The sequence below is a fragment of the Chthoniobacter flavus Ellin428 genome (assembly GCF_000173075.1).
GTDB classification, from domain to species: domain Bacteria; phylum Verrucomicrobiota; class Verrucomicrobiia; order Chthoniobacterales; family Chthoniobacteraceae; genus Chthoniobacter; species Chthoniobacter flavus.
The window spans coordinates 1-26,192 of the sequence record NZ_ABVL01000014.1 but is presented as its reverse complement, the minus strand read 5'-3'; the positions used below and the strand labels follow the sequence as shown (position 1 = coordinate 26,192).

At 61.4% G+C, this 26,192-nt stretch carries 17 protein-coding genes and 1 pseudogene; 9 read left to right on the top strand and 9 right to left on the bottom strand.

Annotated elements, in window-relative coordinates:
* Positions 1-10 precede the first annotated feature (10 nt).
* From CFE428DRAFT_RS20575 to CFE428DRAFT_RS20565, 3 genes are read right to left on the bottom strand one after another with little or no spacing between them, the layout of a single operon-like run.
* A complete protein-coding gene (locus CFE428DRAFT_RS20575) occupies positions 11-3,499 on the bottom strand; it encodes a DUF7133 domain-containing protein (protein WP_006981568.1) in 3,489 nt (1,162 codons plus the stop codon).
* Positions 3,500-3,550: 51 nt separating this feature from the next.
* Positions 3,551-4,651, bottom strand: a complete 1,101-nt coding sequence (locus CFE428DRAFT_RS20570; protein ID WP_006981567.1) for a D-TA family PLP-dependent enzyme — start codon at positions 4,649-4,651, stop codon at positions 3,551-3,553.
* Positions 4,652-4,657: 6 nt separating this feature from the next.
* The gene (locus tag CFE428DRAFT_RS20565; RefSeq protein WP_006981566.1) at positions 4,658-5,122 is read right to left on the bottom strand and encodes a RidA family protein; all 465 of its coding nucleotides are present in this window, start codon (positions 5,120-5,122) and stop codon (positions 4,658-4,660) included.
* A gap of 117 nt (positions 5,123-5,239) precedes the next feature.
* On the opposite strand from CFE428DRAFT_RS20565, the gene CFE428DRAFT_RS20560 reads away from it, so the two are divergent.
* Genes CFE428DRAFT_RS20560 through CFE428DRAFT_RS34095 form a run of 3 tightly spaced genes read left to right on the top strand, consistent with a single transcriptional unit; the run spans position 5,240 to position 8,683 of the window.
* Positions 5,240-6,433 carry a sialidase family protein gene (locus tag CFE428DRAFT_RS20560; RefSeq protein WP_006981565.1) on the top strand — a complete coding sequence of 398 codons (1,194 nt, stop codon included), beginning with the start codon at positions 5,240-5,242 and terminating at the stop codon, positions 6,431-6,433.
* Positions 6,430-8,517 (top strand): hypothetical protein, encoded by a 2,088-nt coding sequence (locus tag CFE428DRAFT_RS20555; RefSeq protein ID WP_006981564.1) that lies wholly within the window; start codon positions 6,430-6,432, stop codon positions 8,515-8,517. Before CFE428DRAFT_RS20560 ends, CFE428DRAFT_RS20555 begins: the two co-directional genes overlap by 4 nt.
* Positions 8,471-8,683, top strand: coding sequence for a hypothetical protein (locus CFE428DRAFT_RS34095; RefSeq protein WP_162145294.1), 213 nt, complete (start codon positions 8,471-8,473; stop codon positions 8,681-8,683). The genes CFE428DRAFT_RS20555 and CFE428DRAFT_RS34095 overlap by 47 nt, the downstream gene beginning before the upstream one ends.
* Before the next feature lie 437 nt (positions 8,684-9,120).
* On the opposite strand, the gene CFE428DRAFT_RS20550 is transcribed toward CFE428DRAFT_RS34095, so the two are convergent.
* The 6 genes from CFE428DRAFT_RS20550 to CFE428DRAFT_RS20525 form a co-directional block, all read right to left on the bottom strand.
* Entirely contained in the window at positions 9,121-10,251 is a 1,131-nt protein-coding gene (locus CFE428DRAFT_RS20550; protein WP_006981562.1) for a glycosyltransferase family 4 protein, read from the bottom strand.
* A 21-nt stretch (positions 10,252-10,272) separates the two neighbouring features.
* Positions 10,273-11,211, bottom strand: coding sequence for a sugar phosphate isomerase family (locus tag CFE428DRAFT_RS20545; protein ID WP_006981561.1), 939 nt, complete (start codon positions 11,209-11,211; stop codon positions 10,273-10,275).
* A complete protein-coding gene (locus tag CFE428DRAFT_RS20540) occupies positions 11,208-11,984 on the bottom strand; it encodes a PIG-L deacetylase family protein (protein WP_006981560.1) in 777 nt (258 codons plus the stop codon). Before CFE428DRAFT_RS20540 ends, CFE428DRAFT_RS20545 begins: the two co-directional genes overlap by 4 nt.
* A 28-nt stretch (positions 11,985-12,012) precedes the next feature.
* Positions 12,013-13,059: a Gfo/Idh/MocA family protein gene (locus tag CFE428DRAFT_RS20535; protein WP_042725436.1), complete on the bottom strand. Its 1,047-nt coding sequence runs from the start codon at positions 13,057-13,059 to the stop codon at positions 12,013-12,015.
* Between the two features lie 186 nt (positions 13,060-13,245).
* Entirely contained in the window at positions 13,246-15,885 is a 2,640-nt protein-coding gene (locus CFE428DRAFT_RS20530) for a PVC-type heme-binding CxxCH protein (RefSeq protein WP_006981558.1), read from the bottom strand.
* Complete coding sequence (locus tag CFE428DRAFT_RS20525; RefSeq protein WP_006981557.1) at positions 15,882-17,381, bottom strand: hypothetical protein; 1,500 nt, start codon at positions 17,379-17,381, stop codon at positions 15,882-15,884. Before CFE428DRAFT_RS20525 ends, CFE428DRAFT_RS20530 begins: the two co-directional genes overlap by 4 nt.
* A gap of 152 nt (positions 17,382-17,533) precedes the next feature.
* Between CFE428DRAFT_RS20525 and CFE428DRAFT_RS20520 the strand changes: the two genes are divergently transcribed.
* From CFE428DRAFT_RS20520 to CFE428DRAFT_RS20495, 6 genes and pseudogenes are all read left to right on the top strand, one after another.
* Positions 17,534-19,639: an alpha/beta hydrolase family protein gene (locus tag CFE428DRAFT_RS20520; RefSeq protein WP_006981556.1), complete on the top strand. Its 2,106-nt coding sequence runs from the start codon at positions 17,534-17,536 to the stop codon at positions 19,637-19,639.
* 196 nt (positions 19,640-19,835) lie between these two features.
* Positions 19,836-20,579: pseudogene (locus tag CFE428DRAFT_RS41245) on the top strand (DUF4838 domain-containing protein); the annotation flags it as partial.
* 79 nt (positions 20,580-20,658) lie between these two features.
* Positions 20,659-21,654, top strand: a complete 996-nt coding sequence (locus tag CFE428DRAFT_RS20510) for a DUF4838 domain-containing protein (protein WP_006981555.1) — start codon at positions 20,659-20,661, stop codon at positions 21,652-21,654.
* A 28-nt stretch (positions 21,655-21,682) separates the two neighbouring features.
* Complete coding sequence (locus CFE428DRAFT_RS20505; protein ID WP_006981554.1) at positions 21,683-23,032, top strand: neutral/alkaline non-lysosomal ceramidase N-terminal domain-containing protein; 1,350 nt, start codon at positions 21,683-21,685, stop codon at positions 23,030-23,032.
* Positions 23,033-23,061: 29 nt separating this feature from the next.
* A complete protein-coding gene (locus CFE428DRAFT_RS20500) occupies positions 23,062-24,309 on the top strand; it encodes a hypothetical protein (RefSeq protein ID WP_006981553.1) in 1,248 nt (415 codons plus the stop codon).
* Between the two features lie 324 nt (positions 24,310-24,633).
* Positions 24,634-26,151 (top strand): IS110 family RNA-guided transposase, encoded by a 1,518-nt coding sequence (locus tag CFE428DRAFT_RS20495; RefSeq protein WP_006981552.1) that lies wholly within the window; start codon positions 24,634-24,636, stop codon positions 26,149-26,151.
* Positions 26,152-26,192 lie beyond the last annotated feature (41 nt).

Genomic DNA, 26,192 nt, shown 5'->3' with positions numbered 1-26,192 from the left:
CAGCACAATGCTATCGCGTGATCGGCTGGGAGATCCGCAGGTAGGCGAAGAAGTCGCGCAGGTCCTGATCGTTCAGGCCGTTCAGCAGGCCTTCCGGCATGACACTGATCGGCGAGGCTTTCACGTCGCGAATCTCCGCTTGCGGGATACTCACGTCCTGCCCATCCAGTCCGCGCAACACGATCACCGCATTGTCCTTGTCGACAATGAACCCATTTAACGTCCGGCCATCCGTGGTGGTGAGGGTGTTGTTCACAAACCCCTCGCGAATCTCGGCGCTGGGATCGACCACGCTCGTCAACAACGTGCCGAGGTCATCGCGCTGATAGGGCGTGAGGTCCGGCCCAATATGGCCGCCCTTGTGAAAGAGCGTGTGACAGACCGAGCACCGCTGCATGAAGGTCGCTTCGCCTTTGTAGGGATCGCCCGTGCCCGCCGCGAGGACCGTGCGCACGCGCTCGATCTCCGCTCGCGCCGCCGGCTTCGAAGTTTGCACCGGCGCGTGGAAGATCTTCTTCGCCTGTGCCGCGACGTTCACATCACTGCTGTTCCGCAGAGCAGTAATCGTGGCGGGAGGAAGCATCGTCGCCTGTACCTGTCCGCCTTCCACGAGTTTCAGAAAAGCCAGCGTCCAAGCCGGGCGACTGGTCAGCAAGGTTTGCGCCGCCGCCTGCACATCGGCGGGCAGGCTCGCATAGACCGCGGCGACGCGATCCGCGATCACCGCATCCGGATAAAGCAGTAGCGCGGTGAGCGCCGACTTCTGCAACGGGGCGGTATTCTTCGCCTCAACCACGGCCAGCAAGACCGGCACCGACTCGGGCACCTTCACTTCACCGAAGAGCCGCACACACAGCAGCCGATCATCGATCTTCGCTTTGGGATCATTCACGACCCTCAGTGCCTCCGCGATGGCCAGCGGATCGTGCAGGCGCACTTTCAAATACGGCGAGGCCAGACCGGTCTTCGCCAACGCCGCCAGCAACTCATCCGGCAGCGGCGGCAAGGCGCGTCCCTTGAACGCTTCCTCGAATCCCGACATCAGCAACTTCTCATGCTCCCGAGATGGCGCGCTATTGAACAGCTTGGCGCACGTGAGCAGATCATTGCGTCCGCCCGCCGCGGCGAAACGCCGCATGAGGCGCGGGACGATGAATTGCCTGGCCATCGCCGAATCCATCGGCACCGCGGCAATCACCGCATCGCGATCCGTCGCACAATGCGACTCCAGCGTGTACCAGCACATGAGCGGGATGTCCGGATCGTCACTGTCCACATCGCGCTTCAAAATGGCGCTAACCAACGGCAACGCCTGGGCTGCGGACAGCCGTCGCGCGGTGGAAATCATCTGGCAACGCACCTCGGGATTCGGTTCCGTGGCCGCGAGGCGCTCGACCGCGGCAAGGAAGGCCGGCGGCAGCGTCTTGCCGTCACCCAGCAAACGGATCGCCCAAGCCCGCACCGCAAACTCCGGATGCTGCAAGGCCTCCAGTGCGGTGGCTTCGTCGAATTGTCCCATCTGATGCAACGCCCACAGCGCTTCCAGTGCTGGATGCTCAGCCGGCTGCTTCAGTAGATCGTGCAACGGTTTCACCGTCGAGGGATCGCGCCGCTCGCCGAGCAAGCGCACCGCGGTCTGCCGATGCCAGCGATTCGGATGCGAGAGCATAGGGAGCAGTTCGGCGCTCGTCTTCTCCGCGAGCTTCACATCCTTGTTCAGCGGCATGTCCTTCCCGCGGATGCGCCAGATACGACCGGAATTCACGTCGATCTGTCCCTGGTAATGCTGCCCGTGGGCAATGAACTCCTCGCAGAAATCCGCAACGTAGATGCCACCGTCCGGCGCATTCGTAATATAGACGGGGCGGAACGAAGGATCGCCTCCCGCCAGCGCAATCGCGGAGTCACTCGACTCAAACGTCGAGCCATGCGGGTAGCGTTCGCCGACCGCCACATTGCGATGCAGCGGATCCGCGCCAAAGAAGTGCCCAAGGTAGTTCGAGGGCAGTGCCGAGCCTTCGCCGATGATCGTGGCATGGCGAAAGCGCGAGATCGGATTGTGACTCTTGATTTCGCCCAGCGTGCCAAACGCAAACGGGTTCACCGGCGGGCCGTACTTGCCCGGGTCCGCGCCGCCCTTCGGAAAAATGCCTTCCTGGATGTAGTGCCAGCCAAAGGTGGTGCCGCCATTGTGCCCGCAAAACATCCGCCCCTCGGAATCGAAATCCAACTCGAAGGCATTGCCGCCACCGATGGCGAAGATTTCATAGATTTTCTTCTCGGGATGGTAACGCCACGCCATCGCGCCTTCGTGATAGACACCCGGAAAATTCGGCGGGTCGATCCCCGGTCGCACGACGTGGCTCGTGGTCGTGCTGCCCTGGGCGCCGTAGAGCCAGCCATCCGGCCCCCACACCAACCCATTCGCAACGGAGTGCGTGTCCTCCATGCCGAACCCCGCCAGACGCACTTCCGGGTCGCGATCGGGCACGTCGTCGCCATTGGCATCCGGATAGAAAAGCAGGTAGGGCGTGTTCATCACCCAGATACCGCCGTGGCCGCGCACCGCGGCATTGGCCATGTTCAGCCCATCGAGCACGACCTTGGTCTTATCGAAAACACCGTCGTTCTTCGTGGATTCGGAAACCGTGATGATATCGCGGCCGCGATCGTTGTGCGGCGGCGCTGGCGGCACCTTGTCGTAGACCGCGCGGTAATACTTGTCGCGGCTGAGCATCTTCACGCCGGCTGGATAGGGATACTGCCGATACTGCGAAACCCACATGCGACCGCGTTCATCGAAGCTGATATGCGTGGGCTGCGCGACTTCTGGTTCGCTCAAAACCAGATCCACCGCGAGATCGGCGGGCGTGGTCATTTTGGCCAGCGATTCCTGCGGCGGCAGTTTCGCCGTGGGCATCGGCTGGAGATTCGGTCCCATTACCGTCGAAGCGGGGCGAAAACGGGTTTCGAGGAAGAACGCGGCCGCGGGCTGAGCCGGGAGCGGCTTGAGATCGTCCGGCGAGGGTTCGCCAGTCATGCGCTCCCATGTTCCCTCCAGCGGCAACTCATCGTGATAGCTGGCGAGGATCGGCGTCATCGTCACGCCGCCGGGCGCCGCTTCGGAAGTGAGCTCAATGGCGAGCACGTTGAAGGCCTTCTTCTGCAGAATGTCCTTCGGCACTTTGAAGCGCTCGCGCTCGCCCGCCTTGATCGCACCGCCCTCGGCGATCTTCTGTCCGTTCAACAAAACCCGAAACGGCCCACTGATCCCGCCGACATTCAGCAGGATCGAATCGCGCATGAGGTCTTTTTCCGCCGGCACGGCCAGGTTGTCCGGCACGCGGATGAAACAGCGATACCACACCGGCTGTGAACTCGCCGCCGAGGCGGCGGTGGTCGGCATGGGAATCTGCTGCCATTCCGCCCAAGCCGGCAGGGAGGCGAAAATGACGATCGCGGCAAGAGCAGCGCTTTGGAGGGAATGAAGACGCTTCATAGCACAAGCGATAATCAGCACCCGCGCCGACTCTTTGACAACAATTGCGCGTTACACCGTCAGTCGACGCGCTCGAGCGATCGGCCAGGTGCCTACGGCCGCTCCGCCGCGCACCACGGTCGCCTCATTGTAGAGCGCCACGGTAGGGCAGACGTGCCGCGGAATGCCGTGCAGCGTGTCGCCCACGGAAAACTCCGCCGCCCGCGGCGTCTCGATGACGAGATGCTCTTCGCTCTGCGAAATGGCCGGCGCGTCCGGCAGTTCGATGAAACGCACCCGTGGATGCGGATTCTCCGCCGCCACCGATTTGTGTCCGAGATCGAGGCACAGCCGATTTGCCCCCGGCTTGCTGACCACCCGGGCGAGCAGCAGCGCCGCCGGGAGGAAAGGCATATCGACATGCTTGTCCGCGTAACCGAAATCCCACAACACCGTGGTCCCCGGACTGCACTGGCGATCCGTTTGTTCTGCATGGAAGGGAAACGTCGGCGTGCCACCGGCGACCAACACCGGCACCGCCAGACCGGCGCTTTCGAGTTGCTGCCGAAAGGCGAGCACGGGCCCGAAGGCCGTTTCATACAGCGCGCGCCGCTTCGTCAGGTCCGCTTCATGAATGTGCCCGTCATAAGCGTGCAAACCCGCCACTTTCAGTCCCGCCGTGGTCGTGGCCTGCCGATACAACTCCAGCGCTTCGTTCCCCGGTTTGATGCCAGTGCGGTTCTGCCCGCAATCCAGGTCCAGGAAAACGTCGAGCGTCAGCCCCGCCTTCACCGCGGCCAAGCCGAGCGCCTGCATGGCGCCGGCATCATCGATCAGCGTGGAAAAGCGCGTGGCCGGATATTTCTTCGCCAGCTTGCAGAGTCGCGCGACGTTGGGCCCGACAGCCGGCATGGCGATCAGCACATCCGGCGCATCGGCCTGCGCGCACATCTCCGCTTCGGCGATGGTGGCGCACTTGAATTTATTGATGCCGAGCGCGAGCTGCCGCTCGACCAGCGGCCCCAGCTTGTGCGTCTTCACGTGCGGCCGCAGACGCGCGGGATCGCCGGCGATCTCGATCATGCGCCGCAGGTTCGATTCGACGCGTTCTTCAAAAATCAGCAGTGCGGGAGAAGCGACTTCCGCTTCGTTTGAAAGGCGAAACCAGTCCATGGCGGCTTAGTCGTTGAGCTCGAAGATCGCTTCGATTTCCACCGCGATGTTGCCCGGCAGCGGCCCCATACCGACGGCACTGCGCGCGCCCACACCATTGTCCGGCCCCCAAATTTCAGCGAAGAGTTCGCTGCAGCCGTTGATGACTTTCGGGTGATCGTAAAAATCCGCCGCGGTATTGACCATGCCGAGCACCTTGACCACGCGCTTCACGCGATCGAGACCGCCGAGATGCTTGCGCAGCGTGGCCAGGATCGCGAGCCCCACCTGCCGCGCCGCCGCCTTGCCCTGCTCGAGATCGAGATCGCGCCCGACGACGCCGGTGATGAGCGTCTTGTCCGGCCGCAGCGGACCGTGACCGGAGACATAGGCCATGCGCTCGACCACGACGAGCGGCTTGTAGACGGCGACCGGCTCGGGCGCGGGAGGGAGTTCGAGATGCAGTTCGGCAACACGGGCTTCGGGAGTCATAAGAAATGAGTGCGGGTGGAGGTTATGAAATCGGGAGGAAAAGCAGAGCCAATCCCCAAAAGAATGACTTCATCGTTTCTTGCCACATAAGGCAATAATTTACCATAAATGGCAACCATGGTTCCCCCCAACTTTTCCATCGTCACCTCACGCCGTCGCTTCATCCATGGAGCAGGGCTCGCCACTACCGCCGCCGTGCTGGGCGCCCACGTCCGCGCACAATCCGCCGCGCCGCGCGCCGTGGTCGAGGACGTGCGAACGATCAGCCTGCAGCCGCAATATTACCACGGCTGGCCAACGGTGACGCGTCGTCGCAACGGCGACCTCGCGCTTGTCGTTTCCGGCGGACGCCAGGGCCATATCTGTCCTTTCGGCCGCGTGGAAATGATGGTCTCGCGTGATCAGGGCGCGACCTGGCACTGGCCGCAAGTGATCCTCGACAGCCCGAGTGACGATCGCGACGCCGGCATTCTCGAAACGGCCAAGGGCACGCTGCTGGCCACCACCTTCACTTCGCTGGCCTACGAGCGTCTGCTGCTCGATGCGGAGAAGAAGCAGGGTCAGCCCGGAGCATGGCCCGAGGAACGCCTGCGGGCCTGGCAACTCGCCTATACCCGGTTCAATGCCGAGGAGCGCAAAGCCAATCTCGGCGAATGGATGATCCGCTCAAACGACGGCGGCATCACCTGGTCGGCGCGCTATCCCACGATCGTGAATAGTCCGCACGGCCCCATTCAACTCTCGGATGGCCGCCTGCTCTACGCCGGCAAGCAACTCTGGACGCCAGAAAAGCGAGTCGGCGTGTGCGTCTCGAACGACGATGGCACGGCTTGGCAATGGCTCGCCGAGATTCCGGCCCGAGCAGGAGATTCGGTGGCGCAGTATCACGAATTGCACGCGGTCGAAGCCGGCGAGGGACGCCTTCTCGTCCATATCCGCAACGAAAACAAAAACGGCCACGGCGAGACGTTGCAGACGGAATCCACCGACGGCGGCAAGACCTGGAGCGAGCCGCATTCCATTGGCGTGTGGGGCCTGCCTTCATTCCTCAATCGCCTGCACGATGGCCGCCTGCTCATGACCTACGGTCATCGCCGCGCGCCGCTCGGCAATCAGGCGCGGGTGAGCACCGACGCCGGCCGCACCTGGTCCGAGCCGCTCATCATCTACGGTGACGGTCCTTCCGGCGATCTTGGCTATCCCAGCACCGTTGAGTTCGACGACGGGTCGCTGCTCACCGTCTGGTACGAACATCTCAAAGAATCCCCCTACGCCGTCCTGCGCCAGGCCCGCTGGAAAATCACCACATGAAAACGCTCGCCCTCGCTTCGCTTTTCGCCGTCCTCCTCGGTTCAATATCGCAGGCCGATCCCCTCCCCGGCACGCAACCGCTCGAAGCCACTGGCGATCTTTCCGCCAGGATGGTCGAAGGCATCGATCATTGGCTGGATCGAGAAACCACTCACACTGCCGAAGAGCGGGCGCGCACCTGGGGAAAGGCTGCGGGTGATCGCGCGCACTGGGACGACTTCGCCAACGCCCGCCGCGAGGAATTGCGGCAAATTTTGGGAATCGTCGATAAACGCGAATCCGGATTGATCGAAGAAATTCGGACCGCGGGCGTGAGTTCTGCGGAAGACCACAACGCCCCGAGCGCGATTCACGTTTGCTGGCCGGTTTTTCCAGGCGTGCACGGCGAAGGCGTGCTCTTTCGTCCCGCCGGAACGCCGCGTGGCGTCATCATCATTTTGCCCGATGCGGATGAAATTCCCGAGCGTGCGCCCCACGCCGCGGCGTTGACCGCGCAGGGCTGGCTCGTGCTGGCGCCGACGCTCGTGGATCGCCGCGACAATTGGTCCGGCAGCGAAGTGTTGCAGCGGGTGACGAATCAGCCCCATCGCGAGTGGATTTACCGGCAGGCCTTTGAATTGGGCCGCACGCTCATCGGTTACGAAGCGCAGAAAGTCTTCGCGGCCATCGACGCCTTGCGCGCGCCCGGATCTCCTTATGCCACCGCCGCCGAGCACCTCGGCGTGGCCGGAAGCGGCGAAGGCGGTTTGGTGGCGCTGGTTTCCGCCGCGCTCGATCCGCGCATTCAGGCGGCGACCGTCGCCGGATATTTCGGACCGCACGACCGTCTCTACTCCGAGCCGATTTATCGCAACGTCTTCGCCCTGCTCCGCAATTTTGGGAACGCGGAATTGGCCGCCCTAGCCGCACCGCATCCTCTTTTCGTCGATCCCAACGGCACTCCAACGGTCAGCGGACCGCCACCCGCAACCGGCCAACGGAAAGGGGCGGCGCCGGGCGCGATTACGGCATTCTCCAACGACGAGGTCACCGCAGAAAGCACGCGAGCCAATGCCATTTTGCATTCCCTGGGCACGCCGGAGATCAAGGTTTGCGGCGCATCGGGTCCGGACGCCTGGTCCTATCTCGCCGCAACCTTGAGCAGTTCCTCTCCCCCTCCTCCGCCAAGCACGCCGGTGTCCAGCTTCCCTGCGCCGACTGCCGATTTCATCGACGCTCGCCAGAAGCGTACGGTGAAGGAACTGGAAAGCTTCACACAAAGTCTGGTCGCCCCTATCGAGATCCAGCGCGATGCGGATGTGTGGTCCAAAGTGAAGCCCGGTCCGGAATGGGACACCGCCCGGCACGCGCTTTATGAGCGCGTCTCACGCGGTTCGATCGGCAAGATCGACGCGCCATTTCTTCCGCCCAATCCGCGCACCCGCCTGCTTTATGAGACCGACAAAGTGCGCGCCTATGAGGTGATGCTCGATGTCTACCCCGATGTCTATGCCTGGGGCTGGCTGCTTGTGCCGAAGGACCTCAAGCCCGGTGAGCGGCGCCCCGTGGTCGTCTGCCAGCACGGACTCGAAGGCCTCCCGGAAGATGCGGTGAATCCGGACCCCAAGGGGCCGAACTATCATTTCTACAAAGGCTTCGCCACTCAACTCGCCGAGCAAGGTTTCATCACCTATGCGCCGCACAATCCGTATCGCGGACAGGACAAATTCCGCGTCCTGCAGCGCCGTGCCAACCCACTCGGGCTCTCGCTCTTCTCTTTCATCATCGCCCAGCACGACGTCACCACGCAGTGGCTGGCCAACCTGCCGTTCGTCGATCCACAGCGCATCGCCTTCTACGGCCTGAGCTACGGAGGAAAGACCGCGATGCGCGTGCCCGCGATGCTCGATCGCTATTGTCTCTCGATCTGTCCGGCGATTCAACGAGTGGATCCGCAAAAATGTGAGCCTCACCTATCGTGGCACGTACATGGTCTCACCGGAGTACGAAATGCCCGAATGGAACCTGGCCAACAACGCCAACTACGCCGAGATGGCCATGCTCATCGCACCGCGCCCCTTCATGGTCGAGCGCGGACACAATGACGGTGTCGGCCTCGACGAGTGGGTCGGCTACGAATTCGCCAAGGTGAAGCGCGGCTACGACAAACTCGGCGTCGGCGACCGCACGGAGATCGAGTGGTTCGATGGGCCACACACCATTCATGGCGTCGGCACCTTCGAGTTCCTGCACAAGCAGTTGAAGTTTTAGGACCCGCTATGAGTTGCGCTGCGCGAGGCGTAACGCGGCAGCGTTTTAGTGCGGAGCTGCCGTGCCGCTTCGGGGACTGGTCATCGAGGCCGGAAAGACGTTTTCTCCTCGGTGTCATCCTGAGCGAAGTGGAGGGAGTGTAACGACTGGAACGCAGTCGAAAGCGGAGCTTGCGAGACGCCTATGGGACTGTGGGGCAAACCCCGTCGCTTTACCAGAGATGCTCGCCGGTTATTCGACGGGGTTCTTCGACTGCGTGCCCCGCCACCTTCCACCGGGGCACTTCGCTCAGAATGACCGCGGGGAGAAAACAATTTCGTAGGTGGGGGAGCTTCGGTGCTTCGGAAGCGAATTCTCAAAAAGCGGCGCAGCAGCGCCGCACTACTAGCACGCAAGCGTCCGAAGCTCGCGCTCTCGAAGTCGTAATACCTGCCGATCTAAACCGCTCCACCGCCGAGCCGCTCCAACCAGCTTCCCCATTCCCGCGCACGCACGTCCCAGGTCGCATTCTCGCGAATGTAATGCACCTGCTGGCGCAACGTTTCTTCCGTCGCGGCCGGGTTCGTCTGCATCTCGCTCAGCGAGGCGACCGTGCGTTCCACGAATTGTTGAAGATATGCGCCGCGCTCCTGGCGCGGGGGAATCAACTGCGCAAGACCCGCAGTCGTTTCGGGCAAAGCACCGAGCCCACTCGTGACAACGCGACAACCGCTGGCCATGGCCTCCAGGGCAGCGATGCAGGAGGTTTCGGGAAACGTGTTCGGATAGGCCAGCATCGCCGCGGAACGCATTTCGCGAGCGAGCGCTGGTTGCGCCATCGAGCCGACATATTCGACACCGGCCGTTTGTCGGCACCGCTCATAGAGTGCACCAAATTCCGCCTGCTCCTCGGCGGCTGCCACCTGGTAAACCGACATGCTGGAAAAGACGCGCAATCGCACCTCCGGCACTTGGGCGCGAATCGATGGGAATGCCTCAATCAGCAGATCCAATCCACGAAACGGCGTGCTCGTGTAAGCAAGCACGGGCGGCATCGACTTCTGCGGCAGGATCGACTGATCCTCCGGAAACAGTTCTACGAATGCCGGCGCAGCACCATTTCTCAAGACGTGTGTCCGCGCCCCCGGCAAGCCGAATCCCAGCCGGAATTCCTCACGCTGCCATTCACTGACAAAGGCAAACGCATCATAGCTTCCGCTCTCATTGACATCGGCAAGGGCCTCCACGGCGGGTTGGTTGATGCGATGCTGCGTCCACAGCACCAGCTTCGTTTTGTCACCCAGCACCTCGCGAAGGCGCTTGCCAAAGCCCGCGCCTGGCAGACAGACGAACGCATCCAACCCCAGGTCGCGCAGCTCCTTCTGCGATGTTTTTGGCAACGACAGGCAAGTCACGTTGCCGTACGAACCCGGCGTCGACGTGCTGTTCAGCAGGAAGACGTCATGCCCTTGTCGCGCGAGCGCTTGAGTGAGATAGCACGCCGCCGATTGCGAGCCACCAAGGGGCATCGTCTCCACGCTGCAGGCGTGGAAGTCCCATTTGGAGAATTCACCGAACCCGATCCTCATCCAGCTTAACGGTGCGAGTTCCTAGTGCATCTCCACCGCGCAAGTGCCGAGGCCGCCACGGTAATAGTTAAACTGCACGTTGGGGTGATCGGCGAGCAGCGACATCGGCACGCAGGATGTCGGCAGGCGCTTGGAAATGAGATAAGCTGTGAGCCGCTGGCCAAAAGGATTGTCGTGCGTGCCGGCCTGCCAGATCGAGACCTTCTCCGCCTTCCACGTTTCCACTGGGCCCACGGTGATCGCCTGGGTCGGGACCATCGAGATGTTGCCGCCACCGCTGGTGCGGGCATTTTGCGCGATGGTCAACGGATGCAAATCGACCACCCGCGTGGCCAGCTTGCGATACTCCTCCGGCGTCGGCGGCGCCGACTTGTATTTACCGTTGCGCTGCAGCGGATCGTTGAAGGCCCAGTGCTTCACGTCGCCCTGGCCACCTTGGATCACCGCACAACGCGCACCCGCATCCCACGTCTTGCGAAAAGCCGTCGTGTCCGCCTTCGGGAAGTGCAGGTTCGCATCGGGCATGCGCTGCTTTTTCGGAATGCGATTGAAACACATTTCGCGATCCGCCTTTTCAAACGACAGCGGGTGCGAAACCGGCACCTCCTTGCCCGTCGCGGCGTCGAACCATTCATCCATCCCCCAGAAATGCCCGCTGCGCACGTCGAGCCCAAGTTCGGTCACCAATCGCGCGACCAGCGGAAGCTGTTCGGTCGGCCCGATGGGACCGCAAATGCCCACCGGATTGTCATCCGTACTTTGCTTCCAGGCGCTGATGTATTCCAGCGCCTCGGCGAGATAGAAATCCTCGAGCGTGTCGTAGAAGACGACCTTGAATCCCGGCCGCGAAAGCTTTTCCACATCGCGCAGCGTAAGGCGGGCGACTTCTTCGACGATGTCGAGCGGCAGGCAAGTGTAGTCCCACCAATCGGGGCTGATGCTGGAGGTACGGAGGTTCATGGATATTGGGAATTGCGGAGATATTTTTTGGCGAGCACGTCGCGGAGTGGATCATCCTCCTCGGCGCCGAAACCGAAATGCAGATGGCGCGTCCAGCCTTCGGCCTGCGCGAACTTGCGCGTCTGCTTCCCGAGTCGCTGGGAAAATGTATCCATCGTGATGAGATAGCTATCCATCCCCTGGGTGTCATCGAGCCACTGTTTCTGCGAAATATGACAGGCCAGCGCCGCGCGCTTCTGCGCATGCACGCTGGAAGTATCGACGTAGATCTCCGGCTTCACCGGCACGCGCAACGGCGTGCACTGTCCGTGCGGCATGGCGTGATAGATCACGCAGGGCTCGAGCGTCGTTGGGCGCTGCGGGTTCGAGCGGTAATTCGGAATGCCCCGCGCAAAAGTCGCCGTCACCGCAAGACGACCGGTGATCATGTGATCCTCCATGTAATCCGCCAGCGCGTGGGTCAACACCACGGTGGGTTTCACCTGGCGCACGACAGCGCAGAGACGGCGAATGTTCTTCTCCGTGTAGAAAACGCCGAGGTCCGGGCAGAATGGGGCATGCCATTTCGCGCCCATCAGCTTGGTCGCGGCCTGCGCCTCCTTCCGCCGCGTCCGCGCGGTCTGGGTGGCATTCATGACAGTGCTGCCCATGTCACCGTCGGTCAGATTCAAATAATGAATCTGCCAGCCAGCTTCTTTGAGCAGCAGGAGCGTTCCCGCCATGACAAATTCGATGTCATCCGGGTGCGCGGCGATAGCGAGGGCCGAGGGCATGTCCGCAGAGTGCGCGAGGCTGCAGCCTTTAGGCGACAGGTATTTCGCTGATCTTCACCGGGCGCTTTTCCGCGGCGGACTGATCCGCGGCGGCAATGACCCGGTGCGTGGCAAAGCCATCGGCGAAGCTGGTCAGCGGCATGTCCTTGCCCTGCTCCAGCGCGTCGAAGAAGGCCTGGAATTGGGACTGATACGGATGATCATCCACATCGCCGCTGTCGAGCATCTGCATGGAAAGCTGCGACCACGCATGGCGGTTCAGGCCATTGAGCTTCTGGCTGTGGAATTTGTTGTCGAGGATCGAGCCTTCGCTGCCCACGAGATGGGAGTGGAAGTAATAAGGCTGGAGGCAATCGACCACCGCCGCGCTCTTCCCGACCGCGCCATTGGCAAACCTCAGCAGCGTCGTGCTCGTGGTCGCATATTCGTAGGGCTTGAAGACCGCGTTCTGGCTTTGTGCGCTGTAACTGGTGACTTCCTCGACATCCCCGCCGATGCAGAGCAGCAGCGCATCAAGCGCGTGGCAACCTGCCGTAAGGAGCGCGCTGCCGCCCAGCTCACGCTTCGTGTTCCAGCGATACTGCCCATACCACGGTCCGATGCCGTGATAGTAATCGACCTCGCCATAGTGGACCGAGCCGATGAGTCCGGCATCGAGCACCGCCTTGGTGGCGAGAAACTGCGAGGACCAGCGGCACTCGAAGCACACGCACACCTTCGCCCCGCTCTCGTCCGCGGCCTTTTTCATGGCAAGGATCTCACTCCACTCGATGGCCAGCGGCTTCTCGATGATTACATGCTTGCCCGCACGCACCGCGGCGATGAATTGCTCCGCGTGTTGATTGGGATAGCTCGTGATATCCACGATCTGCACTTCCGGGCTGGTCAGCATCTTCTGGAGATCGGTGTAAGCCGTGATCTTGCTCCCGTGCTTCCGGCTCAATTCCTCGGAATCGAGCGTTCGCGACGACCAGATTGCGCACACTTCAGCGTTGGTGGTGGCATTGATCGCGGCGATGTGAGCAGTGGCAGCCCAACCATAACCGATGATGGCGACTTTATATTTTTTGTTCATTTGAAGGGTGTGGGTAAGTGGAGGGTTGGCCACAAAGAGGCACAAAAAACACAAAAAAGGGAAGCGATGCCGCATACTCCCTTTTGCGCATTTTGTGCTTTTTCGTGGCCATTCCCTTGAGGCGGTTCCGTGGTTATTAGTTCTCGCCCTTGAGGAAGGAGAGCAGGTCGGCCATGTCCTGCTTGCTCATGGCGGCCTCCAGGCCGGGCGGCATGAGCGAATGCTCGCTGGCGGTGATCGAGGTGATGTTGGAGCGCAGAATGTTTTCCTTCCACGGCGAGCCGGTTCGCGCAAGGTGACGGACTCCGCCGTGTCGGAGATCACGATCCCCAGGCGCAGGCTGCCATCTTTGAGCTCGACGTTGCTCGCGGCGAAGCCGGGTGCGATTTCGTAATCGGGCACGACGATGTGCAGGAGAATCGACTCCTTTGGCTGGCTGCGAATGTCGAGCAGATCGGGCCCCACTTGATGTCCCTCTTGATTGAGACGGTGGCAGGTCGAGCAGATGTTCTTGAAAATTTCGCCGCCGTGCTTGGGATTCGGCGTCAGGGTCAGCACAACCTTTTCCGCTTCGTAAGCTTTCATGCGGTCGCCATCGGCGGCGGCGCCGAGCAGCTTGGTCACGCGATCGCGCACTGCGGCATCCTTGCTCTTGGAAAGAGCCGTGCGTTGAACAGCGCTGAGCGCATTCTTCGGCAGGGCGCCGGATTCGATCGCATCCAGCACTCGTGGGATGTGCGCCGGCTTGGCCAGCAACGCAGCCAGCGTGGTCTCGCGTTCCATGGGAGCGATGGCCGCCCAGTGTTTCGCAGAAAGCAGAGCATTCGTGACATCGGTCCCATCGAAGCTCGCCGCCGCCCGGATGGCTGCGGTCCGCAATTCCGTGGGTTCCTTGCTCATGATCACCGCCAGCAACGCCGGACCAGCGGTTTGCCAATCTGCATGCTTGAGCAGACCAATGGCGCGCTCGCGGCTCTCGATCGCGGCATCGTGTTGCTGCGCGAGCTTGGCGGAATCGGCGATCGCCGCCGAAAGCGAGGGTGACGCGTTGTCGCCGATGTGGGCATTCGCGCCATCCGCCACGCCGGCGAGAAAAGCGATCCGCAACACCGCGGGCGTTTTGTCATTCAGCGGCAGAGATTCTTTCGCCAGGGCGTCGCGCTTCTCGGCGAGCGCCGCCCGGCCAAAGAGCATTCCCAGTCCTTCCATCAAATCCGAAACGCCGGGTTCTTCCTTGGCCTCCTTGAAAAGTTCGGCGGCAAATTCGCGCTCGCGGCCACCGACGCCGCTGAGCACCGCGGCTCGCGTCCATTTGTCATCCGCTTCCGCCAAGGCCACATGAGTCAGGGCGGCGACTGCCCGGGGATCCTGGGAGCTGCCGAGACCCAGAGCGGCACGGAACCGAACACGCGCGCTGGGATTCTTCGCGCCGGCGAGCAATTGATCGATCGGCACCTTATCCACATCCTCGCGCTCGAGACTTTGCTCCGGCGACGCGACCGGCGCTTTCGCTTTGCGTCCACTGGCATCCGCGGAGGTGATGCGCCAGATGCGCCCCAAGGTCTTGCCCGCGTCGAAGTCGCTGTGCTTGCGAATTTCCGCGGGAAGATAATCCGGATGCTCGATGATCTTGCGATACATATCGCAGATGTAGAGCGCGCCATCGGGGCCGCGGGTGAGGAAGACCGGCCGGCACCAATCGTCGCTCGAGGCGAACACCTCGCGTTTATCGAGCAGTGGCTCGCCAATGAAGGTCGCACCATGCGGCACGAGCCGGTCCACGTGCACCAGATTGCCCGTCGGTTCGCAGGAAAAGGCGCAGCCATCATACATCATCGCCAATGCGCCCCCGGGCCAGATTCGCACGCTGCAGGCCGCGGTAAATGAACCGGCATGCGAATCCGCGGTGGTGATGTTGTGACTGATCGGCCACACGCGCACGCCGTCACCGCCGCCGCGCAGGCCAGTCTTCACCGTGCGCTCGTTGCAGTCCTGCACGGTCTCGGCAAAGGACAGGTGCGGATTCCGCCGCAACCAGCGCGACTCGATGACCACATGCTGGACCGGCAACCGATTCATGCAGATGAATCGACGCCCCAGCGCGTCGAAGGAAATGCCATATTGCGAACGGCCATCGAGCGTCTCGATGTCGCCGGTCTGCGGATTCCACCGCAAGTCGCCGGTCATTTTCACCGCCGGCTTTTCGGGATGCTCCGGCGAGGTGATCGTCCCGCCGACCAGTCCCGCAGCAAAATAGATCCAGCCGTCGGGGCGCAGCGTGGGACAATTGACGCGCAACTGCGTGCTCTTCGCGTAATCGAAACCGGTGAGCAACACCTTCTTCTCATCGGCGTGGCCGGTGCCCTTGGTGTCTTTCAGGAAATAGACGTCCGGCGCCGAGGTCACGATGAGGCCGCCTTTCCACGGCATCACGCCGTTCGGATAGGTCAGGCCATCGGCGAACACCGTGCTCTTGTCGTAGTGCCCATCATGATGGGTGGATTCGAGCATGACGATGCGCCCCTGCGGGGGCTCGTCCGTGTGCGGATAGCCGCGATTCTCCGCGACATAAATACGGCCCTGGTCGTCGAAGGCCATCGCACAGGGCGACTCGACTTGCGGCTCGGCGGCGACGAGCTCGACCTTCAACGGTGCCTCGACCTTGAAGGTCTTGAGTTCGTCCGCTGGAGAATTCGCCGTGTCGTTGGCGAAGAGCGAAACAGCCGAAAGGAAAAACGCAGAGACGCAGAGACGCAGAGGACCAGAAAGGATGGGGCGCGAATTTCTCGGCATCTCGGCGCCTCGACGGTTCATAATGGTTTTCATTTTAGTTGTGGGGGTTGATTTCCGTAGAGCCATCCCGAGCCTTTGAACGGGGGTGCCATCGGCACTTCCGGCAACGGTGCTGGCTTCAATTTATGGGCGAGTTCCAGACCGGCGTCGCGGAACTGATCGCCGGCGGTGATGTCGAGATTGCTGTAGCTACTCAGCCGCGTCTCGTAACCGCCCCCGTGCGGGCCAAACGATTCCAACGTGGGGACGTAACCGACATCGCCATTCGCCAACTCGCAGGGGAAGGTCATCGGGAATCCGCTCCCCTTCTTCAATTCGAGACCATACTGGCAGAAGTATTCCGCGGGATCGGAGATGCATACCACTGGCCCAACCTGGATCGCCTGCACTTCGACTTCCACTTTCGGACTCTTCGCAATCATCGCATCGAGCAGCACGGTTTCCTTCGCCCACACCCAATCGGGGCCGGCAGTCTTCGGATCTTTCGGCGCCAGTTCGAGCGCGGCTTTCACCCGCTCCGGAGCCGGCACGCGGCGGGTGATCTGCCAGGTCTTTTGCAGGGCGGCGACGGGCACATCGGCGATTCGCGTTTGCGACATGCCAACGAGCACTTTTACCGCCTCGGCGCCCACCCGACCGCCAACCAGTTGCGACCAGGCATCGCCGTCGGGATTGGCGTGCGGGTCGAGATTATTGACCTGCGTCACGTCGCCGCATGCGCCTTGCAGAAAGACGACTTTCGCGTCGGTTCCATAGAAGCCCTGGATCGCCTTCTCCATATAATAGATCCAGTTGGCACTCACCCATGGACCGCTCGCCGTCCCGTGGCAGGCAAAATTGACCACACACCCGAGCAGCTTTCCTTCCGGACTCCAGTAGCCGATGACGCCGACTTCCGGATCGACCGGCCCCGCGAAATCCACGTTATCCGGATTACCCTTGCCGGGGTGCGAATAACTCAGCCCATTCTTCATGCGGATGCGGCGGTTGAAGGCCACCGTCGGCTCGTGTCCCACGCCGAAGCTCAGCGTCCCTTCGGCGCGCGCGTCATTCGCCGCTACCACCGCGTCGACAATGGCATCGCGCACCCTGGCGATGTAGGCGGGATTCGCATTGGACGACTTGTTATAGGCGAGGTCTTTCACCAGCTCCGATGCCTGGTCGAAATCGCCCGGCTGGATCATGACCAACGGTCCCGACGAATGCGAATGCGACGAATTGATCAACACCGAATCCGGCTGGATGCCACAACGTTCGGCAATCTTCGCCCGCGCCTCGAGTACCAGCGCACGCGGTTCGCCCAGCGCGTCGAGCCCCACCATGGCTACGCGATGCTGGCCATCGTCAAACACGCACGCGCGCACCTTGCACGGGTCGTGGATCTTTTTGGCAAACGCCTTGCCGTAGCCACCGGGCACTTCCATTCCCAGCTCGGGGGTAATGTCGCGCTCGGCAAATCCCGCTTTCACACCAGCGCGCGCGAGCAGCGGGCACGCGCAGATCAAGGCGGCAAAGAAAATTTTGTTCATGGGGTGCTTTCTAGGAAACAGCGCGGCTATTGAAGCTTTGGCCCCAATCCGTGCAAGCGTGAAAATCGTCGTTTCTGAAATTTCTTAGCCTAAGATGTCATATTCGATGTTTCTCATCTCCCACGTATCCCCGGCCTAAAACGTCCCAGATCATGTTCCTCCCCAAGTTCTTCCTCGCCGCCCTCGCCCTCCTTGCTTTGACCACGGCGCTCCCCGCGCAGACGCCCAAACACGAGCCGCGCGAATTCCTCCCGGCGCCGTTTGATCAATACTGCGCGCGCCGCGTGGCAGAGCTCTCGAGCACCGATTGGCAGAAGGACATCACCCCGGAAAATTGGCCGGCCAAAAAGACCGAGATGCGCCAGCAACTCCAGCGGATGCTCGGGCTCGATCCCTGGCCGGCCCGCGACGATTTGCATCCGGTGATCACCGGCACGGTGCAAGGCGACGGGTTCGTGGTGGAGAAACTGCAGTTCCAATCCCTGCCCGGCCTGTATGTCACCGGCGACTTGTATCGGCCGAAGGAAGTCACCCAGCCGCTGCCGACGATCCTCTACGTCTGCGGCCACGCCAATGTCACCGAGGACGGCGTGAGCATGGGCAACAAGACCGGCTATCAACACCACGGTGTGTGGTTCGCGCGGCATGGCTATGTGTGCCTGATCATCGATACGATCGAACTCGGCGAAATCCACGGCGAGCATCACGGTACTTACAATAAAGGCCGCTGGTGGTGGGCCGAGCGCGGCTACACGCCCGCCGGCGTGGAAGCGTGGAATGGCATCCGCGCGCTCGATTATCTCGAAACGCGCCCCGAAGTGGATCGCACCAAATTCGGCCTGACTGGCCGCTCGGGCGGCGGCGCGTATTCGTGGTACATCGCGGCGCTCGATGAACGCATCAAGGTCGCGGTGCCGACGGCTGGCATCACCACGCTGAAGAATCACATTCTCGACGGCGCGATCGAGGGCCACTGCGATTGCATGTTCATGGTGAACACGGAGCGCTGGAATTTCGATCGCGTGGCCGCGCTCGTCGCGCCGCGTGGCCTGCTCATCGCCAATACGGACAAGGATGGGATTTTTCCGCTCGATGGCGTGGTCGAAATCTACAACGACACCCGCGCACTCTATCGCAAGCTCGGTCACGAAGCGAACATTGGGATTCACATTGCCGAAGGACCACACAAGGACACACAGCAGCTCAACTTCGGCGCCTTCAATTGGATCAACCGCTTTCTCAAGGGTGGCAAGCTGGATGACCTCATCGACGAACCCGCCCGCCCAGCGTTCAAGCCGCATGAGCTCAAGGTCTTCACGGAGATCCCGAAGGACGAGAAGGTCACGACGATCGACCAATCTTTCGCCCCCGCTTTCACCGCAAAGAGCGAGCCGCCCACGGCGGCGGAATGGCCGCAGTTGCGCGACAGCTGGATGCAGGCGCTGCGTCAGGAATCCTTCCGCGCATGGCCGAACAACACGAAGGCACCTGACATCCGCACGGACAGTTTTGTCCTCGAAGGCCTCACCCTGACCAAGGTCGATTTCAAAAGCGAAGAGGACATCCCGCTGACGCTCTACCTGCTCCATCGGTCGGATACGAAACCATGGGACCTCGATCTCATCGTTCTGAACGCCTTGGACGACAGCGGCTGGGAAGAGTTTCGCAATCTGGCCGCCACGGCTTTCGGCGATCAATTTCCCGGCGCGAAGCCCGACGCCGCAGCCTTCGCCGAGGAGCAAAAGATGCTGAAAGGCACAAAGTGGGCGATGGCCTATTTCTGCCCTCGCGGTTACGGCCCGACCAGCATCACAAATTTGTCGCCGGTCAAGCAAACGCAATTGCGCCGCCGCCTGCTCCTGCTCGGCGAATCGCTGGACAGCGGGCGTGTCTGGGACATCACCCGCGCCGCTGCGGCGCTGCGTTCGGTGCGCGGTTTTGAAAAGACCCCGCTGTGGATCCAAGCCGAAAAGACCATGGCGGCAAATGCGCTCTACGCCTCGCTGTTCATCCCCGACGTCAAGCGTCTCGACCTGCACGCCCTGCCCGCTTCGCAACACGACGGACCGATCTACCTGAACGTCCTGCGTCATCTCGATCTGCCGCAAGCTGCGGCCATGGCGGCCGAGCGCTCCACCCTCGCGCTCTACACCAATGACGGCACACCATGGCAGTATGCGAAGAGCATCGCCGCGCTACTCAACCTCGGTGATAAGCGTGTCCAGATCCGCGAACCGCTCGATGCGGCGACCAAGTAGTCACTCTGTGATCAGTAATCAGTAATCAGTAATCAGTAATCAGTAATCAGTAATCAGTAATCAGTAATCAGTGATCAGTGATTAGTAGCCGCGGTGCTGAACTGATTACTGACCACTGAATACTAATTACTACCCCCCGGCCGTTGTGAAATTCGTCCTCCTCAGTTTCGTCCTCGCGACGTTCACCCTCCACGCCATGGATATCGTGGTGAATGGGGAACCCCGCGCAGTGATCGTGCAGCCGGATAACGCGTCTCCAGTGGCGCAGTATGCAGCTCAGGAACTGCAAACACACATCGCCCTCGCTACTGGCGCGCGCCTGGCCATTGTCCCGGAGAGGCAGGCCGCCGACGCAACGGGGCGCATTTATGTCGGGCCCTGCGCGGCCACCGGAAAAGCCGACATCGAAGTGAAAGACCTGGCGGCAAACGCTTTTCGGGTCTGCACGACGAAGGATGCCATTTTTCTAGCCGGCAACGACGGACCGGGAATCCCACCGCGTGACGACGCGACTTCGATGGGGTCGCTATTTGCGGTCTACGACTGGTTGGAAAGCCATGTAGGCGCGCGCTGGCTCTGGCCGGGCGATTCCGGGACGGTGGTGACTCACACGCAGGATCTCTCCAGTGGACCCAGCAGCGAACGGACGGTGCTTCCTGCTTTTCTGCACACGCGGCTCCGCATTGGGTTTGGGTTCGCCGACATGAACGCTACGGTGGGCGATCGCTACATGCAGGAGACCAACGTGTGGCTCCGGCGCCACCGGATCGCTCGCGGCGTGAACTTTGACTATCCTCATGCGTTTGAAAAATACTGGGAGAAGTACGGCAAGGAGCATCCGGAGTATTTTGCCCTGCGCCCGGACGGTAAACGCGAGCCGGTGAACGACGGACACCTCGTGCAAATGTGTGTGTCGAATCCCGACCTGCACCGGCTCATCCATCTCCAACTGGCTCAAGGATCGGCACAACCTTCCTCCCCGCCCCTGGATCAATGGTTGCGAGAACGACAAAACCGCCATGGATCCGCCTTGCAACTGTGCCCAGTGCCGTGCGTGGGATGTCAGCGGGAGCTCGGTTTCGCTCTCCAACCGCTACGCCCGATTCTGGCTCGCTCTCCAGGCAGAAGGCCGCAAACACGATCCGGAAGCGACGGTTTTTGGGCTGGCCTATGCGGGCTACAGCGAGCCGCCGGAAGGCGTCCAGTTAAACGATCACATCATCGTCGGCATCGTGCCGCCGTACTATTTTCCCCTGGAGGAAAAGGACCGGGAGGCCTTCAGGAAACTTTGGGATGGCTGGGCCAAAACGGGGGCGCGCCTCTTCCTGCGGCCCAACTATTTCCTCGGGGGTTATTGCATGCCGTACATTTTCTCCCGGGAGTTCGGGGAAGAATTCCAGTATGCCCGGGCGCACGGGATGGTGGCGACGGATTTTGATTCCTTGACCGGCATGTGGGGAACGCAGAGCCCGAATCTCTACCTGCTCGGACGCTTGCAAGAACAACCGGAGATGAAGATCGATGCGATTTTGGACGAGTTCTATTCGAGCTTCGGTCCGGCCGCGAATCAGGTCCGAGCCTATTTCGCCCATTGGGAACAAGTGACCCGGAAGATGAATGCCGAGTTTTTGGCGACCCACAAAGGAGGCTGGGCCGCGATGAGCCGGGAAGGTGACGTCATCTTTACCCCGGAAGCGTTCGCGGAGGGCCACCGACTCCTGGAAGAGGCCGCACGGGCCGCTGCCGGTTCCGAGGAGGTTACCAAGCGCGTGGAATTTCTGGCCACCTGGCTGACGCATGCGGAGCTGTGCATGAAGACCCTGACCGCCTATCACGCGCTGCAGGCCAGCCCGAAAGACCCCGCTTTGAAAGCCGCTCTCGCGGAAACAAAACAAACCCTCGATCGCTATCGAGCCGAGCACGCTTCGGCATTCGAAGCGGCGAACATGGCGGTGTTGCGCAGGCTGGAGATGTGGAGCGGCTGGCGGAAGACATTCGAGATCAAGGAACCTTAACCACCGTAACGAACCTTCTTTTCCCCTCATGAAACTCATCCTTCTTTTTCTGACCCTCGCGGCGATTCCTCTCTACGCCGTGGACACCGAATGGAAAGCGGCCGCGACGAAAGCAGTCATTACGCCCAAGGAACCGATGGCCATGGCCGGCTACGCGGGGCGCACCAAACCCGCCGAAGGCACCGCTTCCGATCTCTTCGCCAAGGCGCTGGCCCTCGAAGACAAGCAGGGCACGCGCTTCGTCTTCGTCACGCTGGACCTCATCGGCGTGCCGCGCACGTTGCACACCCATTTGGAAAAGCGGCTGACCGAGGCGTATCACCTGCCACCGGAAGGGCTGCTCCTGAATGCCTCCCATACCCATTGCGGGCCGGAGTATCGTGTCGATAGTAAGCCGGGTATCTTCGCGGAATTCAACAGTGCCGCCGCGGCGCAGGCGGAAGCGTACGGTAAATTTCTGGAAGACACGTTGTTTCAAATTATCGGCGAGGCGCTCACCCATCTCGCTCCGGCAAACGTGAGCTATCACCACGCACGTTGCGGGTTCTCCATGAATCGCCGGCTGCCCCTCAATGGCGGATACGCCAACTCACCCAATCCCGAAGGCCCGGTCGATCAGGCCGTGCCCGTCCTACGCATCACCGATGTGGACGGCAACATCCGCGCCGTTCTTTTCGGCTACGCCTGTCACAATACCACGCTCGGCTTTTACCAATGGTGCGGCGATTACGCCGGCTTCGCCGAGGCGGATATCGAGGAGGCACATCCGGGGGCAATCGCCCTTTTCATGCAGGGCTGCGGTGGTGATCAAAATCCATATCCGCGGAGCAAACTCGAACTGGCGAAGATGCATGGGCAATCGTTGGCCACATCTGTCGAGGCGGCGCTAACCGCGACTACACAACCCGTCCACGGTCCATTGCGGGAGAAGTTCGCGGACGTCGATATCGACTTCGCCGCGGTACCGACGCGGGCTGAATTGGACGCGCAGACGAAGTCCAAGGACAAATATACCGTGGGCCACGCACAACGCTTGCTCCAGCAACTCGACGCCGGTCAGGCGCTGCCCACGCACTACCCGTATCCGGTGCAAGTGTTGCGCTTTGGCGATGGGCTCACCTTCGTCGGCCTCGCCGGAGAGACGGTCGTGGACTATTCGCTGCGCTTGAAACGCGAACTAGCCGGGCCGCCAGTGTGGATCGCCGGTTACTGCAACGACGTGATGGGTTACATCCCGAGCCGGCGCGTGCTCGAGGAGGGCGGCTACGAGGCAGGCGATTCCATGAAATTTGGCAGTCTGCCCGGGCCGTGGGCTCCGACCACCGAGGAGCGGATCGTCGGCGAAGTGCACACTTTGCTTCGCGGACTCACCCCATAAGAAATTGCGGGCTCGAAGGTCATCGAGGCATGCCCCGCCTGTTTCTTGCCGCCCTGTTTGCCTCCGCCCTGTCGCTGCACGCCACGGAATACTACGTCGATCCCGCGGTCGGCGACGATCACGCCAATGGCCTTGCCGCCAAGCCCGAGGGGGCCAACGGTCCGATGAAGACGATCGCCCGCGCCATCAAGGCCGCGAAACCGGGCGATACGGTGAACCTCGCCAAGGCCAACTACAAGGAATCGGCGATCTTCCACAATCGCGCCGGCGAAGCGGGCAAACCGATCACGCTCGATGGCCACGGTGCGATGCTCGACGGCGCGGACGCGCTCAACCCGGATGACTGGAAGGAAGTCTCCCCGGGACTCTTCCACAACGACAACCTGCTACGTCTCGACGACGCGGTCATCCAGCGCTGGTTCTTTCTGTGGGACGGCAAGATGAACCACATGGGCCGCACTTCGAAAGGCCTGCGCCCCGATTTCAAAAAGCCCGCGGACCTGCAACCCGGCGAGTGGTCGTTCATCAAGGATCCGGCGCAGAACGGACCGAATGGGCAAATCCATGGTGCATTTTTCGTCAAGCTGCCTCCCGGCCAGAAGCTGGCTGACGCACACATCGCGGCGCCGATCCGTTCCGCCGGTGTGGCCATCAGCGGTGATAACAGTTGGATCACCATTCGCAACATCAACGCCACCCACGTCTACAACGACGGCTACAACATTCACGGCAAGTGCCGCGATGTGCTCTTCGAGCACATTGGCGCTTTCGAATGCGGCGACGACGGCATCAGCGCCCATGACGATTGCCAGTACAAGGTCGATGGGCTCGTTTCCATCGGTAACTCCACGGGCATCGCGGACACTGGCGATAGCATCACCGAATACGATCACGTCTACATCGATGGCATCCTCGGTGTCGACCTGCTCTTCTTCGGTGCCAATCGCCACGCCATTCACAACGGCGTGGTTCTCTCGCATGCCCACACCGTGGCTTCCGTTTACACGGCTGAGCCGAATACGGGGAAGCTTTCGCTGACTCTGGACAACGTCTTCATTCGTCGCGATGTGGCACCCGCGGAAGCGCGCGTGGGCAAGGATGCGACGCTCGATCTACAGCATGTGACCATGCTCGGTTTTCACCTACTCGCCGTGGATGATGGGAAGATCATCGCTCAAGATACGGTCTTCGGCCTGGCGCCGGAGAAGAATGGGCTCTGGGGCGCGGCGCGCGGTGCGAAGGCGGGTGAGTTGTTGAAGGAGCTTACGCCGCGGTGATTTTGGATTCGCAGAGGGCGTACGGCAAAGAAGCGCGAAGCGCCCCCAAAAAAACCTGTCATCCTGAGACCCCAAACCGCTGCGCGAGATTGTTTGCTGACGCAAGAACCGGTGTAGATTCGCGGGGTTGGCGTGCGAAGTGGCCGGCCTTAGCTTGGTGCAAGCTGCCCGTTCCTGAGACTGGTTCCTGCGCGTGAGATTGTTTGTTTGGTGACACCACTGGCCTCAGGTTCAAAGCTGGGGCTTTGGGGTGATCCCGTTTGGGAGCTTTGCTCTTTCCTTTTCTCCGCAGGGCACGTCGGCATTTTCAATAGCTGACGATTCATGATTCAACGAATACTTGCTGGTTATGGGGCCATCGATATTGGCCAGGAAAAGATCTTCATTGCTTGCAGTGGGGAGGAAGCGGTCCGGAGCTTTGGTACTTTCAGTGCGGAGCTCGAGCTGGCCGCAGACCACTTGGTGCAGCGGGGAATCCGACGAGTGGCGATGGAGGCCACGGGAGTTTATTGGATTCCCCTGCACGATTTGCTGGAGAAGAAGGGGATCGAGGTGACGGTCTTTAATGGCGCGCACGCCCGCAATATGCCGGGGCGCAAGAGCGATGTGCAGGACTGCCAGTGGCATGCCATGCTGCACAGCCATGGGCTGCTGGTGAGTTGTTTCATCCCCTCGGAGGAGATCCGCCAACTGCGCTGCTACTATCGCTTGCGGGAGGATCACCTGAGCATTGCCACCGAGCACATCCAGCACATGCAGCGGGCGCTGGACCTGATGAACGTGCGACTGCACGTGGTCTTGAGCCAATTGCACGGGGTCAGCGGGTTGCGGGTGATCAAGGCGATCCTGGCTGGAGAGCGTGACCCGGTGGCCTTGAGCGCGCTGTGCGACTGCCAGATCCTCAAACGCAAACGGGCGGAGGTCATCCAGAGCCTGCAGGGCCATTGGCAGGAGCATCATCTCTTTGCCTTGGGTCAGGCGCTGGAGAGCTACGAGTTCTGTTTGCGCCAGATGGTGGCCTGCGATCGGCAGATCGAGGCGTTGCTCCAGCGGATCACCAAGGATCAGCCGCCGCAAACGCCCGCCCCCGGGCAGAAGGTCAAAGTCGTGCGGCACAATGCGCCGCAGATCGAAGGGCTGCATCGGTTCTTGATCACCATGACCGGCGGGTGCGATGCCACGCAGTTGCCGGGCATCAGCCCGCTGGGCTTCATGAAATTGATCGCCGAGATCGGCACCGACTTGCGCAAATGGCAAACGGCCAAGCACTTTACCTCTTGGTTGGGGTTGTCGCCCGGCAGTTCGCAATCCGGCAAGAGACGCAAACGCCTGGCCCGCAAGAAAACCGTCGCTGGGCAGATCTTTCGCGAAGCGGTGCTAAGCCTCGCCAAAAGCAAACACCTGGCCTTGGGCGCAGCCTACCGCCGGTATCAAGGCGAGAAAGGGCAGTCCCGTCGCCATGGTCGCCATTGCCCGCAAGCTGGCCGTCCTCTACTACAACCTCTTCACCAAGGGCTTGAACTATGTGGAAGAAGGCGTCCGCCGCTACGAAGAAAAATACCGTCAGCAAACACTCCGCTACTTGGAAAAGACCGCAAAAGCCTTCGGCTTCCACCTCGCTCCGGCACCTGCTTCCCTCTAAGGTTCTTTGGGAGCGAAGCGGGGGCGGGTGGGCGGTGGAAGCTGACGGCTGATGCTGGCGTATTTTCGACTCTCCGGTACAAAAAAGAATGGCCGGAACCGGCCTCTATCTCGAAGCTGCGCGCGATCCGCAAACGTCGAGAGGACCTCCATCGGATGGTAGCTGTTCCAGTCATCCGCCGTCGCGTCTTTGGCGACTGAAATTCCAACAACTCCCTGGATGGAAGCTTGGGCCAACTGCC